This is a genomic window from Nonomuraea sp. SYSU D8015 (assembly GCF_008065375.1).
Lineage (GTDB): Bacteria > Actinomycetota > Actinomycetes > Streptosporangiales > Streptosporangiaceae > Nonomuraea.
In genome coordinates, this window is record NZ_VJYI01000025.1 from 20,696 (window position 1) to 36,419 (window position 15,724).

Annotated in this window: 13 protein-coding genes; 5 read left to right on the forward strand and 8 right to left on the reverse strand. The window is 70.6% G+C overall.

The window, feature by feature from the left end; translation table 11 throughout:
• Positions 1 to 215 precede the first annotated feature (215 nt).
• Positions 216 to 1,208 (forward strand): hydroxyacid dehydrogenase, encoded by a 993-nt coding sequence (locus tag ID574_RS48875; protein ID WP_223167859.1) that lies wholly within the window; start codon positions 216 to 218, stop codon positions 1,206 to 1,208.
• A gap of 36 nt (positions 1,209 to 1,244) precedes the next feature.
• On the opposite strand, the gene ID574_RS48880 is transcribed toward ID574_RS48875, so the two are convergent.
• Together ID574_RS48880 and ID574_RS48885 are read right to left on the reverse strand one after the other, a co-directional pair.
• On the reverse strand, positions 1,245 to 2,993 hold the full coding sequence (locus ID574_RS48880) for a hypothetical protein (protein ID WP_188195931.1): 1,749 nt from the start codon (positions 2,991 to 2,993) through the stop codon (positions 1,245 to 1,247).
• Positions 2,990 to 4,417 (reverse strand): glycoside hydrolase family 28 protein, encoded by a 1,428-nt coding sequence (locus ID574_RS48885; RefSeq protein WP_188195932.1) that lies wholly within the window; start codon positions 4,415 to 4,417, stop codon positions 2,990 to 2,992. The genes ID574_RS48880 and ID574_RS48885 overlap by 4 nt, the downstream gene beginning before the upstream one ends.
• Before the next feature lie 150 nt (positions 4,418 to 4,567).
• Between ID574_RS48885 and ID574_RS48890 the strand changes: the two genes are divergently transcribed.
• Both ID574_RS48890 and ID574_RS48895 read left to right on the forward strand, forming a co-directional pair.
• The gene (locus tag ID574_RS48890) at positions 4,568 to 5,368 is read left to right on the forward strand and encodes a glycerophosphodiester phosphodiesterase (protein WP_223167860.1); all 801 of its coding nucleotides are present in this window, start codon (positions 4,568 to 4,570) and stop codon (positions 5,366 to 5,368) included.
• A gap of 159 nt (positions 5,369 to 5,527) precedes the next feature.
• Positions 5,528 to 6,991, forward strand: a complete 1,464-nt coding sequence (locus ID574_RS48895) for a hypothetical protein (RefSeq protein WP_188195933.1) — start codon at positions 5,528 to 5,530, stop codon at positions 6,989 to 6,991.
• 16 nt (positions 6,992 to 7,007) lie between these two features.
• On the opposite strand, the gene ID574_RS48900 is transcribed toward ID574_RS48895, so the two are convergent.
• Positions 7,008 to 8,183: a cytochrome P450 family protein gene (locus ID574_RS48900; protein WP_188195934.1), complete on the reverse strand. Its 1,176-nt coding sequence runs from the start codon at positions 8,181 to 8,183 to the stop codon at positions 7,008 to 7,010.
• Positions 8,184 to 8,389: 206 nt separating this feature from the next.
• Here ID574_RS48900 and ID574_RS48905 point away from each other — a divergent pair, with 206 nt between their 5' ends.
• Positions 8,390 to 8,950, forward strand: a complete 561-nt coding sequence (locus ID574_RS48905; RefSeq protein ID WP_188196026.1) for a GNAT family N-acetyltransferase — start codon at positions 8,390 to 8,392, stop codon at positions 8,948 to 8,950.
• A gap of 30 nt (positions 8,951 to 8,980) precedes the next feature.
• Here ID574_RS48905 and ID574_RS48910 read toward each other — a convergent pair whose 3' ends face one another.
• The 5 genes from ID574_RS48910 to ID574_RS48930 all read right to left on the reverse strand — a co-directional run bounded on the left by ID574_RS48910 (position 8,981) and on the right by ID574_RS48930 (position 14,293).
• Positions 8,981 to 9,760, reverse strand: a complete 780-nt coding sequence (locus ID574_RS48910; RefSeq protein WP_188195935.1) for an SDR family NAD(P)-dependent oxidoreductase — start codon at positions 9,758 to 9,760, stop codon at positions 8,981 to 8,983.
• Complete coding sequence (locus tag ID574_RS48915) at positions 9,757 to 12,132, reverse strand: ATP-binding protein (protein WP_188195936.1); 2,376 nt, start codon at positions 12,130 to 12,132, stop codon at positions 9,757 to 9,759. The genes ID574_RS48910 and ID574_RS48915 overlap by 4 nt, the downstream gene beginning before the upstream one ends.
• Positions 12,133 to 12,494: 362 nt before the next feature.
• Complete coding sequence (locus tag ID574_RS48920) at positions 12,495 to 12,800, reverse strand: hypothetical protein (RefSeq protein WP_188195937.1); 306 nt, start codon at positions 12,798 to 12,800, stop codon at positions 12,495 to 12,497.
• Between the two features lie 126 nt (positions 12,801 to 12,926).
• Complete coding sequence (locus tag ID574_RS48925; protein WP_188195938.1) at positions 12,927 to 13,703, reverse strand: DinB family protein; 777 nt, start codon at positions 13,701 to 13,703, stop codon at positions 12,927 to 12,929.
• A 47-nt stretch (positions 13,704 to 13,750) separates the two neighbouring features.
• Positions 13,751 to 14,293, reverse strand: coding sequence for a MarR family winged helix-turn-helix transcriptional regulator (locus tag ID574_RS48930; RefSeq protein ID WP_223167861.1), 543 nt, complete (start codon positions 14,291 to 14,293; stop codon positions 13,751 to 13,753).
• A gap of 26 nt (positions 14,294 to 14,319) precedes the next feature.
• Here ID574_RS48930 and ID574_RS48935 point away from each other — a divergent pair, with 26 nt between their 5' ends.
• A complete protein-coding gene (locus tag ID574_RS48935; RefSeq protein WP_223167862.1) occupies positions 14,320 to 15,723 on the forward strand; it encodes an MFS transporter in 1,404 nt (467 codons plus the stop codon).
• Position 15,724 lies beyond the last annotated feature (1 nt).

Below are 15,724 nucleotides of genomic sequence, written 5' to 3' on the forward strand. Positions count from 1 at the left end.
GGATAGAAACCGGTAGCTGCGAACGCTACGGCGGAGCGGCAATGACCACAAGGCGGCGTTACGGATACGTTACACAAGAGTGCGCTTCAACCTAGGGAAAGCCCTCCTCTGCTGCGTGAACGTCGATCATCACGGTTACCGCAGGCGCACCATTGACCGGCAACGGTTGTGCTCCTACCTTTAGAAACCGATGTCTATGAATGGAGGCTCCACCCGTGTCCCCACGCCCGAAGGCGCTGTTCGCCATGCGCGAGGAACACCTCGCTCTGCTCTTCCCCGCGCCCTTGCTGCGGCGGCTGGACACGCTGGCCGACATCGACGTGACCCTGGTCGCCGAGCGCTTCGACGATCCGCGCCTCGCCCTCGCCCTCGCCGAGACCGAGATCCTGATCAGCAGTTGGGGCTGCCCGCCGCTCGATGAGGCGGTCCTGGCCGCGGCGCCGCGCCTGCGGGGCGTGCTCCACGCCGCCGGCTCGGTGAAGGCCCTGGTCACGCCCGCCTGCTGGGAGCGCGGCCTGCTGATCTCCTCGGCGGCCGCGGCCAACGCGGTCCCGGTGGCGGAGTACACGGTCGCCGCCGTCCTGATGGCCGGCAAGGGAGTCTTCGCTCTGAACGAGCGCTACCGCCGCGAGCGCTCCTTCACCCTCGCCGAGATCCAGCCGTCCATCGGCAACAACGGCCGGAAGGTGGGCATCGTCGGCGCTTCGCGCATCGGGCGCAAGGTGATCGAGCTGCTCGCGCCGTACGACCTCGACCTGTGCCTCTACGACCCGTACACCCGCGTGCCGGGCGTACGGCAGGTGTCGCTGGAGGAGTTGCTGCGCCGCAGCGACATCGTCAGCCTGCACGCCCCGGCCACCCCGGAGACCAGGCACATGCTGGACCGCGAGCGGCTGGCGCTGCTGGCGGACGGCGCGGTGCTGATCAACACGGCCAGGGGATCGCTGGTCGACACCGAGGCCCTCGTCGCCGAGCTCAAGTCGGGCCGGCTGTCGGCCGTCCTGGACGTCACCGAGCCGGAGCCGCTGCCGGCGAGCTCGCCCCTGTTCGACCTGCCGAACGCCTTCCTCACCCCGCACATCGCGGGCTCACACGGCAACGAGCTGTCCCGCATGGGCGCCGCCGTGCTGGACGAACTGGAGCGGCTGATCACCGGGCTGCCGCTGGCCCACCAGGTGACCCACGACGACCTCGAAAGAGTGGCCTGACCAGGCGGTGCCGGGGACGCCGCCGGGGACGCCGACTCAGGGCCGGGGAACCGCGACGCCGCCGTACCGGTCCCAGCCCTGGGAGATCCGCTCGTGGTACTTGGCGGCCTCGGCCGCGTCCCTGACCCAGTCCCACTCGCCACTCGCCGCCGGCACCGGATAGGTCCGGATCTGTTCGGCGATGCGCTGGGCGTCGTCGAGCCCGTCCCAGATGAGCCGCCGCATCCGCGGGCTCCGCTGCTCCTCGTCGCGCACGTAGATCCGGTACCCGAAGTAGGCCGCGGCGACGGCCCGCTGCAGCCTCGCGGTCAGGACCGTCCTCTCGAAATACGCCTTGAGCTGCTGGAAGTGCTCCGGGGACAGGTCCTTCCGCGCTCTGACGACCTCGCGCAGGGCGCTGTCCGCCAGCCGTACCCCGTGGTCCTTCTCAGTGAGCACGTAGCGCAGGTACGCGGGCGTCATCTGGTCGCCCGGGGTCACCCATCCCCGGTCCAGCACGTACTGCGCCTCCCGGGCCAGCGTCGGGTCGGCCTTGCAGGCGGCCGGCGACAGGTGGTTGACCACGTCGATCCAGAAGTGCAGGCGCCGGTTCACGCCGTGCCGGACGTACGTGACGGGCGGGTCGATCCACTTGCCGGACACGCTGCGGTGATAGCTCGAACAGTACGGCTCGTAGTCCAGCCGGGAGTGGTTGGCGGTGTTCGTGCCCAGGCTGTAGAGCACCGAGGTGACGATCTCGTACGACTTCGACAGCGCCGAGGCGACCGCATGGGCGGCACGCGGCCCGTACGTCCTGGCCGTGAACTCGCGATAGATCGTCTCCACGCTCACCCGGGGGTCCTCTGCGGCGCGGGCCAGCGCGTACAGGTTGATCTCGGTGGGCGTGCCGATGATGCGCGAGTCGTCGTAGCGGTCGGTCCTGGCCACGTAGCCGATCACGTTCGGCAGCGTCTGGTAGTGACGCAGCCGCTTGACGTGCTCCTCCGGCCAGGCGTTGGCGATCTTCCCCTGACCGTTGTACTCTCCCGCCGCGTCGTACTCGACGAGGACGGGCCGACCGATCCGCGTGATCGTGGCGTCGTTCGGGTGGGTGAGGAAGAAGTCGTGCGGTGTGGCCTTGGCCATCACTTTGACGTACGGGTTGCGCACGAGCGTGATCGCGCCGATCGTGCGCTCCATCTCCTCCGGGAAGTAGCCGAAGGTCCGCAGGTAGAGCCCGAGCCCGCGTTCGCCGACGATGACCTCGGCTACCTGGTCGACCAGGTAGGCCAGCTTCTGCTCGGCAGTGGCGAGCCGCGCCGAGTGCTGCCGCTCCACCCGCGCGCCGGTCTCGATGAAGGTCAGCACGACCGAGTCGATGTCCGGCACCAGATCGAGCATCTCCCGGTAGTCCTGCTTGAACCACTCCCAGAAGGCCGGATCGTCCAGGTCGATCGTGCCGCCGGGCCCGGTGCGGAACTCCTCGGGGTAGTGGCTCAGGTCGTACAGCGAGTGGTCCCAGACCGCCACCTCCGCGATCCCGGCGTCGTGGGCCGCCTCGGTGAGCCGGTTGACCTGCGCCTGCTTGGCGGGCTCGCGCACCTCGCGCAGGTCGTGGACGATCTGGTGGCTCAGCTGCAGATGATTGATCCGGTACGGCCGCGCGGCGGCGATGACGGCGTCGGCCCCGGCGTCGCTGCCGGACAGGATCGTCCATCCGCGCACCGCCTCGGCCCGAGCCTCGGCGGGCACCGCCGTCACCCCGGCCGCCACCAGCAGGATCAGGGCGGTCACGAGGCGTCTCATTGCTCCACCCCGTTCACGAACACCTTCCGCATGACCAGGTCGTCCGTGAATGCGATCTTGTTCGGCCCTGCGACGTTCGTGAACGCGCACTTCTCCAGGCGCACCCCGACCAGGTGGTCGGTCTCCAGGCCGACGAGGTTGAGCACCGCGTCGGCGCCGTCGAGCCGGGTCCGCTCCATCCGGATGTCGCGGACCGACACCGGCTCGGTGCCCTGCTCGTTGCTCGCGTAGGCCATGTTGACGAACATGACTTCCCGGTCCACGTTCTGGCCGGTGAAGCCGCGCACGTAGACGCCCTCGACGAAGCCGCCGCGCTTCTTACTGGCCTTGATGTAGACGGGATACTTCACCGGGTGGTTGCCGGGGAAGTCCGGCGAGTTGATCGCGCATCGCTCGGCGAAGACGTTGCGCACGCCGCCCGACATCTCGCTGCCGACCGTGATGCCGCCCCAGCGGCCGGAGAAGAGGCAGTCCTGGACGACGATGTTCTCGCTGAGCACGCCGACCCTGCGGCCGTCGGCGTCACGTCCCGACTTGACCGCTACACAGTCGTCGTTGGTGTTGAAGCGGCAGCCGTGGATGTGCACGTACGACGACGCCTCGGGGTCGCAGCCGTCGGTGTTGTACAGCGTGCTGACGACGGTGATGCCGCGCACGGTGACGTTCCTGGACAGGACCGGGTTCACCGTCCACATGGGCGGCTCGAGGATCGTGACGTCGCTGACCAGGATGTTCTGGCATTTCACGAACTGGATCATGGCGGGCCGCAGGTAGTGGCCCGCCCCGAACACGCGCTGCTCGACCGGCACGCCGTCGTCGCCCATCTTGCGCAGCATCCGCTGGTCGCCGCCCTGGGGCCCGCCATTGGCGTACCAGCTCTCCCAGGGGCCCTGCCTGGCCTGGCCGTCGAGCGTGCCCATGCCCGTGATCGCGATGTTCCGCTGGCCGTGGGCGTAGACGAAAGGGCTGTAGTTATAGCATTCGGTGCCCTCCCACCGGGTGAAGACGACCGGGAGGTAGGCGTTCGGGTCGGTGCTGAAGGCGATCACGCCGCCCTCGGACACGTGCAGTTCGACGTCGCTGAGCAAGTGGACGGCGCCGGTGAGGAACCGCCCGGGCGGGACCACGACCCGGCCGCCGCCTCTGCGATGGCATTCGGCGATCGCCGCCTTGAACGCCGCCGTGCAGTCGGTCGTGCCGTCCCCTACGGCGCCGAAGACGGTGACGTCCCAGCTTCGGCGAGGGAAACGAGGAGGTCGGATCTTACGGAGAATCTGGGGAACCTGTTGCCAGGGGTCGGGCGCGCCGGACTCGGCCCGCGCGGGCCCGGCGCCGGAGACGAACGCGGCTCCGGCGAGAGCTCCGCCGGCCTTCAGCAGGGATCGTCGAGACGGCATCGTCACCACCGAGAGGTGTGGAGACATCGGATCTCTGGAGCGTAAACGCCCTTACGCCAGAATTCAATTCTTGACGAAGTTAATTGTGAAGATCGCTTCGCGGTGGCGTTGATCGCCCATACCCTGCCTTGTGCGAATGATCGCTTCTGCCGGCCAACACGGATGGGGTTTCCACGCATGACGATGAAGGCGACGCTCACGGTGTCGATGGCGACCCTGGCGGCCGCCGCCGGGCTCGTGACCGTCACGCCCGCGGAGGCGGCCCGCCTGGCGGCCTGCCCCCTGGTCTTCGGGCACGGCGGCTATCCCACGGGGGCGAACGCCTGGTCCAAGGACCAGGTACGCCAGCCCAACCATCCGCGCGGCGTGAACGACCAGAAGACCTGGGGCGCGGACGGGGTGGAGGGTGACGTCCAGCTGACCAGGAACGGCACCAAGGCCGTGATGTGGCACAACACCTCCACCAACGGGCTAACAGGCGAAAAGCAGAACATCACCGACATCTGGTGGACGGCCGGGGCGCACAATCTGCAGGATCGCCGCATCGCGCGCGGCCCGTACAAGGGAGAGCAGGTCTACACGCTGCGGCAGTGGCTGGATCACGTGAAATCGCGCGGGTTGATCGCGCTCGTGGAGGTCAAGCCGGAGACGAGAAGCATCCTGTCCGACCCCGCGTACGCGGCACAAGCCTGGAAAGAGATCTCGGACCCCATCAAGGAGCGGCAGGGCGCGCAGCAGATCATGGTCTACTCGCAGGACGCCTGGATCCAGGGTCAGCTCGCCGAGCGCCACCCGGGGCTCCTCAAGGGATCCGCCGCCCGCTGGACCGACGGCGTGGCCTGGGACGAGCCCGCCCCCGCCTGGACCGGCAACACCCGCCAGTGGCAGGCCGTGCTAGACCAGGCGCCGAAGAGCGTCATGACGAACTACACGAAGGAGTACCGCGCCTGGCTGGCGGGCAAGTGCACGCGGAGCTGATCCCAGTCGACTCGTCTACGTCCTGGCCAACCGGACCTCCGGCGCCTGGGGTCTGCACCGGCCGTCGCCGTCCGGCCCATGAGACGCACGCCAAGGGAATACGGGGCGCCGACCGTGCCCTGAACCGGCTCTGACCTCGCCATTCGTAGCGTGAGAGCCATGCATGAGGGTTCTCCGGACGTCGGAAGTCCGCGGGCACGGCCGGCCGCGTACCTGGCGCTGGCGCTGGTGGCCGCCGGGTACACGGCGGTCCAGCTGGTGTTCACGGCCAGGTTCGGGCTGGGCTGGGACGAGAGCGTTTACCTCAGCCAGGTCGCCCGCGGCGTGCCCGCGGCCGAGTTCACGGCGCCGCGCGCCCGGGGGGTCCAGCTCCTCGTGGCCCCGATCGCGCTGATCACGCCCTCGGTGACCGCCATCCGGGTCTATCTCAGCCTGCTGTCCGGCCTCGCGCTGTTCCTCGCCTACGCACCCTGGATCCGCCTGCAGCCCAGGCCGGTCGCACCGCTCGCCGCCGCGCTCTTCGCGGGCCTGTGGTTGTCCCTCTTCTACGCCAACGAGGCCATGCCGAACATGTGGGTCGCCTACAGCGGCGTCGCCGGGGTCGGCCTGGCCTGCCTGGCCGAGACGCGCCCCAGGCCCCGCCTGGCCACGGCGGGGGCGGTGGCGGCGTTCGCGGTCGCTTCGCTGGCCCGTCCCTCGGACGCGACGTGGCTGGCGCTGCCGCTGCTCGCGTACGGGATCGCGGGCAGGCGACCGCGGCTGGCGCTGGCCACGGCCGGCGGGCTCGCGATCGGCTGGGCGCAGTGGACGGCCGAGGCCGTCCTCCGGTTCGGCGGGCCGCTCGCGCGCCTGCGGGCGGCGGGGGCGGAGAACGCGACCGGGCTGCACTTCAGCCTGCCCGACCATCTCCGTGCGCTGGACGGCCCTCTGCTGTGCCGCTTCGGCGTCGAATGCGGGGGTTTCCCGCCGGCGCAGATCGCCTGGTTCGCGGCCGTGCCCGTGTTCGCGGTGCTGGGTGTGTGGCGGCCCAGGGGGCGCGCTCTCGTGGCGGCCCTCGCCTGCGGCCTGTCGCTCGCCCTCGTCTACCTCTTCACCGTCGGCTACGCCGCCCCGCGCTTCCTGCTCCCCGCCTACGCGCTGCTCGCGCTCCCGGTGGCCGCGGGCATCGCCCGGCTGTGCCGGCGGCGCGCCACCGCGGTGCTCGCCGTCATCGGGCTGCTGTGCTACTTCGTGGTGCAGGCCAGATCCGCCTACGTCTTCGGCAGGCAGGTCCACGCCGCACGCGCCGTCACCGCCGAGGTCGCCTCCCGGCTCCAGCGGCTGGGGTTGAGCCCTCCGTGTTTCCTGTACGGCCACGACGCCGTACAGGTCGCCTATCTGGCCCGGTGCGGCTCGCACGGGGTCTTCAGGCACTATGGCGGCACGTTGTCCGTGCCGTCCTCCATCAGGGCCGCGATGAGCCGGGGCGACCGGGTCGGCGTCCTCACGACCTCGCGCGAGCCGCCGGCCCGCTTCCTCATCTCATGGACGCCGGTCGAGCTCCGCCTGAGCGGCGGCAAGAAGCGGTACGTGTTCCTGCCGCCCGGAAGCCCGGCCCGGCCCGCCGCCGGCCGGATCCCCTGATCGCGGGCGCCGGGGATCACGGCCGGACGGGCAGCGCGGCCAGTGCCCGCATGACGCCGGGCCGCCAGGTGATCTGCTCGGCCCGGACCGCCAGGCGCAGCCGCGGCAGGCGAACGAGCAGGGTGTGCAGCGCGATCTGCGCCTCGGCCCTGGCCAGGGGCGCGCCCAGGCAGTAGTGGATGCCGTGGCCGAAGCCGAGGTGCGGGTTGTCCCGCCGGTCGGACTGCAGCCGGTCCGGGTCGGCGAAACGGCGTGGGTCGCGGTTGGCGGTGGCGTAGACGATCTGCACCGCCTCTCCCGCGGGGATGACGACGCCGGCGATCTCGACGGGTTCGAGGGTGTAGCGCATCGGGGCGATGTCGGCCGGGCCGCTGTGGCGCAGCAGCTCCTCCACGGCCACGCTCATGGCCGCGGCGTCGCCGCGCAGGCGGTCGGCCTGGTCCGGGTGGGTGAGCAGATGCAGCGCGCCGTTGCCGATCAGGTTGACGGTGGTCTCGTGCCCGGCGAGCAGGATGGTGATCGCGACCGAAATCGGCTCCTCGTCGCTGAGCCGGTCCCGGGCCTGGACCAGCGCGGACAGCAGGTCCTCCCCCGGGTCGGCGCGCTTGGCCTCGATCAGCTTCGCCATGTAGCCGATGAGGTTCCGGGCGCCGGTGGCGATGGCGTCCGGATCGGGCGCGGTCAGCGCCCGCGACCAGGCGCCCCAGGTGTCGTGGTCGGCCTCGGGCACGCCGAGCAGCTCGCAGATGACCGTGACCGGCAGCGGGTAGGCGAACGACGCGATGAGGTCGGCCTCCTCCTGGCCGGCGAGGCCGTCCAGCAGCTCGTCGGCGATCTGCTGGATCCGCGGCCGCAGCAGCTCCACCCTGCGGGCGGTGAACTCGCGGGAGACCAGCCTGCGCAGGCGGGTGTGGTCCGGCGGGTCGTAGGCGCCGAGCGTCTTCATCAGGTACGGGCGCACGTCCTCGGGAAGCCCGGCGGCGGCGGCCACGTCCACCCTGGACTGGCGGGCGATGTCGCTGCTCAGCCTGGGGTCGGTCAGCGCGGCCCGGCTCTCCTCGTAGCCGCTGACGAGCCAGACTGGGGTGCCGTCGAGGTAGCGCGCACGGGTGACCGGTCCCGCCTTGGCGAGCTCGGCCAGGAAGGCGTCGCGGTCGGGCGCGGTGAACAGGCCCATGAGATCGATGGTCATACAGGGGTCCTCCAGATACTTGCCTTCATCGCCGCCGACCAGGCTTCCCGGCACACCATCGAGCCGCCGCGAGCCACTCGAACGCGACCAACATATCGAATCTTCAGTAATTTCTGAAGATACTGTGCCAGGTGTGCACGGCGAAGGCCCTACATGAGAGGATCCGTTCGCTGTTTTTGCGCTGGTTGGGAGCGTGGAGGGCGATGATGTACGCAATATCCCTGGGTGACGACGGCGCGGAGCTGCGTCCGCTCGAGCCGTGGCGGGCCGGGGAGTTCCTGGCGCACATCGACCGGGCCAGGGAGTTCATCGGGCGGCACGTCCCGCTCGCCGACGTCGTCACGGACCTGGAGTCGAGCCGCTTCTACCTCCGGTCGTACGCGGAGAAGGCGGCGGCCGACACCGGGCGGATGGAGGGCATCTGGACGGACGGCAAGCTGGTCGGCGGAGTCGTCCTCCGGACGATGGACGTCGAGCGCGGCACCGCCGAGGTGGGCTGCTGGCTGGAGCCGTCGGCGGTGGGAAGGGGCCTGGTGACCAGGGCCGTGCGCGTGCTGATCGACTGGGCCGTCGAGCAGCGGGGCATCCACCGCGTTGAGTGGCTGGCCTCGTCGGCGAACGAGGCCAGCATCGCCGTGGCCAGGCGGCTCGGGATGACGAAGGACGGCGTGCTGCGCGAGAGCTACCCGCACCGGGGCAAGCGCCATGACCTCGAGGTCTGGTCGGTGCTGGCGCCGGAGTGGCGAGCGCGCAGGCAGACGTCGTAGGGCTCACCCGCCAGACATGGACGTGGCGGCTCAGTGAACGGAGAAACCGCCGTCGACGAAGATCGACTGCCCGGTGATGTACGCGGAGGCGCGGCCGGCCAGGAACACCGCCGCACCGGCGAAGTCCTCGGCCAGCCCGTTACGCCCGATCATCGTGCGTGCCGCCAGCGCCGCCACTCTCTCCGGATCCGATGACAGCCGCGCGTTCAGCGGCGTCATCACGAACCCGGGGACGAGCGTGTTGCACGTGACGCCGTGCGGCGACCACGCCTCGGCCTGCGAACGCGCCAGCGACTCCAGCCCTCCCTTGGACACGCCGTAGGCGCCGCTCTGCACGAACGCCCGGTGCGCCTGCTGGGAGCTGATGTGGATGATCCGTCCGAAGCCCCGTTCGGCCATGCCGGGACCGAACCGCTGCCCCAGCAGGTAGGGCGCCTCCAGATTCACCGCCATCGTCGTGTCCCAGACCTCGTCGGTCAGCTCGCCCATAGGCGGCCGCAGGTTGACCCCCGCGGAGTTGACCAGGATGTCGGGCTCCCCGAACACCGCCGCCGCCTCCTCGGCAGCGGTGCGGACGCCGTCACGACTGCTGAGGTCGGCGCTCACCCAGGCCGCCCGGCAACCGTGCGCCTCCAGCTCGGCGACCGTGGCCGCCAGCTGCGCCTCCTTACGCGCCACGATCACGACGCCCGCTCCCGCCCGGGCGAGGGCCTCGGCGATGGCCCGGCCGATGCCGGAGCTGCCGCCCGTCACCACGGCCACCCGGTCCTCGAGGGAGAACAGTTCGGAAAGATATGCCGGTGGGTTCATGGCCGCACTCTAGGGCAGGCGCTCGGGGGCGAGGCGAGCCGGGGCACGCGCCCGGCGTCGCCGTGCGAGGCATGGGGCCGCTCGCAGGACGTCGGGTGCCCTTGGCGCTCATCTTGGGTTCCCAGCGCCCATGCCTCCGCGGCCTTGGCGTCGCCGAGCTCGGAGAGCATGGCCCACGCCTGCAGCCAGGCCGCCTTGGCCTCGGCGGCGGCGCCTTGGGCGTGGTAGGCGGAGCCCAGGTTGAGCAGGGCCATCGCCTCGCCCCGCAGGCTTTCGATCTCCCGGAACATGGCGATCGCCTCCCGGTGGTGCTCGATCGCGCTTTCGTGGTGCCCGGAGGCGGAGTAGGCGCGTCCCACGTTGGTGAGGTTCGTGGCCTGGACGAAGTGGGCGCCGCTTCGCCGGTTGATGTCGAGTGCCAGACGCCAGCACTCGATGGCCGACTCGTAGTCGCCGAGACCGAAATGGGCCTCGCCGAGGGTGTCCAGGGTGTGGGCGCGGCCACGGAGATAGCCCGCCTCCACCGCCACGGCCAGCGCCTGCTCGCATCGGGTGCGGGCGATGTGGTACTTCCCGCGCCTGATGGCGTTCGCGGCGAGGTTGCTCAGCACCTTGGCCTCGCCGCGGCGGTCGCCGCACTCCCGGAACGCCCGCAGCGCATGATGGAGGTAGCGGTCGGCGTCCTCGCTGCGGAGGAGTTCGTCGCTGGCGTTGCCCATCGCGCTGAGCAGATGGCCGCGCAGCTGGAGATCGTCGATCTGGAGCACGGCTTTGTGGCTGTCGAGGAGCTCGTGGTAGTGCTTGTAGTGGGCCAGGAAGCTTTCCAGCAGGTAGGCGATCTGGCAGGCGGCGCGCTCGGCCCCGTGGGCGTGGGCCCAGGCGGGCAGCGCGGTGATGGTCTGATGTTCGCGTTCACACCAGCGCAGGGCCGCGGACAGGTCGGAGAAGGCGACCGGTTCGATCGATTCCTCCAGTTCGCCGAGGCGGACCATCGGTTCGCGCATGCGGTCGGGCGCGAAGGCCGCGTCGGCCGCGTACAGGCAGTGGATGAACCAGGTCAGCAGCCGTGAGACGGCGGCTTCGCGGGCGGACGGCGTGTCGTTGCGGCGGCTCTCCTCCGCGGCGTAGGCGCGGACCAGATCGTGCAGGGAGAACCGGTCGCCGCCGTGCTGTTCGACCAGATGGGTGGAGACCAGCCGGTCCAGGTGCTGTCGCGTCCGCCGGACGGGCAACCCGGCGAGAGCGCTCGCCGCCGCCGTGCAGAAGTCCGCGCCGGGATACAGGCCGCCCACCGCGCGCAACACCCACGCGGTCTCCGGGGGGAGATTCCGGTACGACCACGACAACACCGTGCGCAGGTCCGAGTAGGCGTCGTCGCCGCCGGAGAACGCGTCGAGCCCTTCATGGCCGCCGGCGAGCTCGTCGACGAGGTCGAGGAGCGGGACGTCCGGTTGCCTGGCGAGACGTTCGCCGATGATCCGCAACGCGAGGGGCGAGTTGTCGCACAGCTTCATGAGGTCGCGTACCGGCTCCTCGCGGCCTGTCACGGCCCGGCCGGAGATCCTGCTCAGCAGTTCCGCGGAGTCCGGCGGTTCGAGCGGCGATAGGCTGATGCGGGTGGTGGCCTCGTGCGTGGTCAGGCTCCGCAACTGGTCGCGGCTGGTGACCACGGCGACGCAGCCGCGGGCGGGCAGGAGCGGGCGGACCTGTTCGCTGTTGAGCGCGTTGTCCAGCAGGATGAGCAGGCGGCGGCCCGCCGTACGGGTCCGGAACAGCGCCGACGCGGCGGCCTGGTCCTCCGGGATCTCTTCGGGCGCCACGCCCATGCCGCGGAGCAGCGTGTTCAGCGCGCTCGCCGGTTCGACCGGATTGAGCGTGCCGAAGCCTCTGAGGTTGACGTACAGCTGCCCGTCGGGGAACTCGCCGGCGACCGCTGAGCACCACTGGACGGCCAGCGTCGTCTTGCCGATTCCGGCGCATCCGACGATGACCATCACCCTGGGGTCCGGCGACTCGACCGAGAGGATGGCGTCCAGCGTGGACAGTTCCTTGCGGCGGCCCACGAAATGGGCGGCGCCGGGCGGGAGTTGCCGCGGCACGGCCAGCACGTTCGGCGGCACGTTCGCGACGGACTCGGAACCGTCTCGGGCGGGGCGGGCCGGGACCCCGCGAGCCGCCGCGAACAGTCGCTCCTGTTCGCCGGTGTCCAGGTTCAGCGCCTCGGCCAGCATGGACACGGACGTCCCGCGCGGGCGGTGCAGCGTGCCGAGCTCCATCCGGCGAATGGTGCGGACGTTCAGCCCGGCCCGCTGGGCCAGTTGCTCCTGGGTCAGCAGCGCCCGCTCCCGCCAGGCCCGTACCAGCGTCCCCAAGGTCGGCTCCGCACCGGGCGGCCCGTCATGGCCATCGTTTCGCGTTCTTGAGGCCATCACCCCATCTCCGGGAATGCGCTGCCGATACGGCTCCACGAGCCGGCCCCCGCTGGCATCAAGATGCGGCGTCCTTTCGTCACGGTGCGATGTGTGCCCTGCATGCGACGTTATCGAGGCCCGGTCGAACCGTTCTTGAACGCCCGCCGCATGATCCGGGCCGAGCTCAAGGCGAGCGGTAACCGCAGCTCAAGGCCGGTCTCCATGGTCCACGGCAAGGCGTCGGCGACCGCGTACGGCAGCATCCGACCGCCGCAACCTGCCGCTTCGCTTCCGCCGCCGGCACGCCCGGAAGGGTCGCGGGCTCAGACGAACGCCCGGCGGGTGATGACACCGTGGCCGATCCGCCGGTGACTCGTCCACAACTCGAAGCCGACGCCGGTGGCCAGGTAGTCGGGTGCGGCTTCGTCGGAGATGCTGATGCTCACCTCCCGGGAGTGTTCCTCGGGGCGGAAGGGCTCGTTGTCCGCTGTGGCGACCAGGGCATGGAACTGCCGCTCTCTCTCGTCGGGCACGCGTATCACCCCGGTGCGGATCGTCTCCGACGTGCCAGTGGCGGGATACGCCGACGGGTCAAGGGTGAGAAGGGCGCGGAACAAGATCGGTTTCATGGTTTCTCCTCGCGTGACAGCCGATCGGCAACGACCCTCCCGACACGGACTCGTCCAAGGAGAATTTCCCCAGCGAGCTGGATAAACGTCCTTCGGCTCATGAGCACCAACCCTGCCGGCGAGGCACTATGGGCGGCGGGCCTCCAGAGCGGCAAGATCCCGTTCGGCGTAGAGCCGGTGTTCCCATTCCTCGCCGAGAATGCACAGCAGGCACTCACGCACCGGGAAACTGCGCGACGGCGGCCATCCCGGCCCCTCGACCGGTTCGGTGTGGGCGTCCAGCGACTCGTCGGTGAGGCCGTCGACGACCTCCCGCACGGTGGACATCCGGTCACGACGGAGCTCGAGCACCGTGTCCAGCGACGGTCGTGCGCTGCGGTCGCGGGGTATCCCCGGGATGTCCGGCATCTCGTCCCACGGCAGGTCCAGCGGATGCCACGGAGCCGGATCTCCGAGAACGGCCCTCCTGACCCAGGCGTCGGTGGCGAACACGAGGTGACGCAGGGTTTCGATGAAGGACCACTCGCCGCCGACGGACTCGTGCAGCAGCGCGGGATCCAGGCGGCGGGCCCGCTGGACGGTGCCGTCCCAGAGCCGCTCGACGGTGTCCCAGGCCTCCCGGAAGCCGGCGGGCGTGGCCGGGCGCATCTTGGGCCGGTCGGGGTGTCGCCGGTCGAGCTCGGCGTCGATGAGCGGCCCGACGTCGACACCGTTGATCGTCAGGTGGACGATCTCGCCGTAGATGTCGACGTCGACCAGCTCGACTCCGCGCATCACGACACCGCTCATCCGCATGCCGCGGAAGTCGGCACCGGACAGGTCGCCGGCGAAGAACTTCGCGCCGCTGAGGTCGACGCGTTCGAACCGCGAACCCTTGAGGTCATCACCGATGAAATCAGCCATGCCGGGACAGTAACGTCACGGTCCGTCAGTCCGTCCACCCTTCGGCCTCATGACGGGTGTGTTCCGGTCTCGGTGGCCAGGCGGCGCAGGTATGCCGCCAGTCGGGTGGCGTCCTGGGCGTCCCAGGTGGCCGTGAGGCGGGCGAAGACCTCTTCCTGAAAGGCGTGGGCGCCGGTCAGGATCTCCGCGCCGGCCGGGGTGATGGAGAGAGTCGCCCGTCTGCCGTCCTGCTCGGACGAGGCCCGGGTGACGTAGCCGTGCTTGACCGCCTCGCCGATCATCCGGCTGGCGCCGGATCTGTCGAGCCCGAGCTCGTGGGCGACGTCGGTGACCGACACCTCGCCGAGCCTCGATGAGGCGGCGTCGATCGCCTCCAGCACCAGGATGTCCTGTACGCGGCTCATGTCCCCGGTGACCTCGCCGGCGGCGGCCATCACCCAGCGGCGTGACCAGAAGCGCACCAGCCGGAACAAGGCCGTTCCCGCCCCCGCGAGGTGCGCCCGGGACGGATCCTGCTCCGAAGCGGAGACGGGTTCGTGCCGGTCGTGCGGTTCTTCGATCATGAGCTGCGACTCCAAACTTGCGTGCATTTCGCAAGCATCTTAACGTGTGCGATATGCACACGTCTACGCCGGCGGAGCCCGCCATGTCCTCCCGCGCCATCGGCCAGGCCTTCGCCGCCCTGCTCCTGGGCATGCTCATGGCCCAGCTCGACACCACCGTCGTCGTCGCCGCCCTGCCCAGCGTCGCCACGGGGATGGCGGCCGGCGGCGCCATCGCCGGCGTCACCGCCGCCTACCTGCTCACCGTCACCGTTTCCACCCCCGTATCCGGCACACTCGGCGACCTGCTGGGCCGCCGGACGGTGTTCAACGCCGCCCTGGCCGTCTTCGCCGCCGGATCGCTCGCCTGCGCTCTCGCGCCGTCGATGCCCGCGCTCGTCGCGGCGCGAGCCGTTCAGGGCGTCGGCGGTGGCGGCCTGGTCGTCACCGCCATCAGCGCCCTGGCGCAGATGTTCACCCGCGAAGAGCTGATCAGGCGGCAAGGGCATCTCACCGGTGTCTTCGCGCTGTCCGCGCTGGCCGGACCGCCCCTGGGCGGCCTGCTGGCCGCCGGCCCGGGCTGGCGCTGGATCTTCCTGGTCAATCTGCCCCTGTGCGCCATTGCCGCGTTGCTCGCTCAGCGCGGTCTGCCCCGCGGGCCGAAACCGCGCGCCCGCGCCTCCTTTGACATCCGCGGCGCCCTGCTCATCACCGTCGTGGGCGGCGGCGTGGTGGCCCTCGGCGCCGTAGGGCCCCTGGCCCGCGACCTCCCCGCCACGGCAGCCGTGCTCGCGGTCACCGCCGCCGGCACCTGGCTGTTCATCCGCGTCGCGCGGCGTGCCACCGCACCGCTGATCCCGCTGTCGCTGTTCCAGGACCGCGCGGTGGCCCGGAGCGTCATCTCCACCGGCTTGAGCGGCATCGCCCTGTTCGGTACGTTCACGTTCATCCCGCTGGCCGTCCAGCAGGGAACCGGCGCCGGCAGCGGCCAGACGGGCGTGCTCCTGCTGGCGCTGACCGGGGGCCAGTTGGCCGCCACCACCGCCTTCTCCGTCCTGGCCCGCCGTTTTCCCGGCCTGCCCCGCTGGGGCCGCCTGGCACTCGTGATGGGCATCGCCGGCATGACCGCCCTGGCCTGCCTGCCCGCTCTCCACGACCTTCCCCGCGCGGGCAGCGTCGCGGTGGCCATCGCCGGCATGGCCTTGGCAGGTGCCGCTCTGGGACTGTCCATGCAGGCCTACACGCTCATCGCCCAGGGGCGCGCCCGACCCGACCAGATCGGCGCCACCATGGGCACACTCACCTTCGCCCGCCAGCTCGGCGGTTCGTTCGGCACCGCGGCGTTCGGGTGGGTCCTCCTCAGCGCGGCCGACCCACGCGGCGGCGTGACCGTCGCCCTGGCCACGGCCGCCGCCTGCCTCGCGGCGGCGTTCGTCGTGGCACCACGCACCAAGGACGACCCGGGCGTACAAACCTGAC

What these genes read in the sequence shown, in the direction of transcription:
- ID574_RS48880 (WP_188195931.1), bottom strand. Translation starts at nt 2,993, where the DNA reads ATGAGACGCCTCGTGACCGCCCTGATCCTGCTGGTGGCGGCCGGGGTG.
- ID574_RS48895 (WP_188195933.1), top strand. Translation starts at nt 5,528, where the DNA reads ATGCATGAGGGTTCTCCGGACGTCGGAAGTCCGCGGGCACGGCCGGCC.
- ID574_RS48905 (WP_188196026.1), top strand. Translation starts at nt 8,390, where the DNA reads ATGTACGCAATATCCCTGGGTGACGACGGCGCGGAGCTGCGTCCGCTC.
- ID574_RS48935 (WP_223167862.1), top strand. Translation starts at nt 14,320, where the DNA reads ATGCACACGTCTACGCCGGCGGAGCCCGCCATGTCCTCCCGCGCCATC.
- ID574_RS48925 (WP_188195938.1), bottom strand. Translation starts at nt 13,703, where the DNA reads ATGGCTGATTTCATCGGTGATGACCTCAAGGGTTCGCGGTTCGAACGC.
- ID574_RS48930 (WP_223167861.1), bottom strand. Translation starts at nt 14,293, where the DNA reads ATGCACGCAAGTTTGGAGTCGCAGCTCATGATCGAAGAACCGCACGAC.
- ID574_RS48900 (WP_188195934.1), bottom strand. Translation starts at nt 8,183, where the DNA reads ATGACCATCGATCTCATGGGCCTGTTCACCGCGCCCGACCGCGACGCC.
- ID574_RS48910 (WP_188195935.1), bottom strand. Translation starts at nt 9,760, where the DNA reads ATGAACCCACCGGCATATCTTTCCGAACTGTTCTCCCTCGAGGACCGG.
- ID574_RS48890 (WP_223167860.1), top strand. Translation starts at nt 4,568, where the DNA reads ATGACGATGAAGGCGACGCTCACGGTGTCGATGGCGACCCTGGCGGCC.
- ID574_RS48920 (WP_188195937.1), bottom strand. Translation starts at nt 12,800, where the DNA reads ATGAAACCGATCTTGTTCCGCGCCCTTCTCACCCTTGACCCGTCGGCG.
- ID574_RS48885 (WP_188195932.1), bottom strand. Translation starts at nt 4,417, where the DNA reads ATGTCTCCACACCTCTCGGTGGTGACGATGCCGTCTCGACGATCCCTG.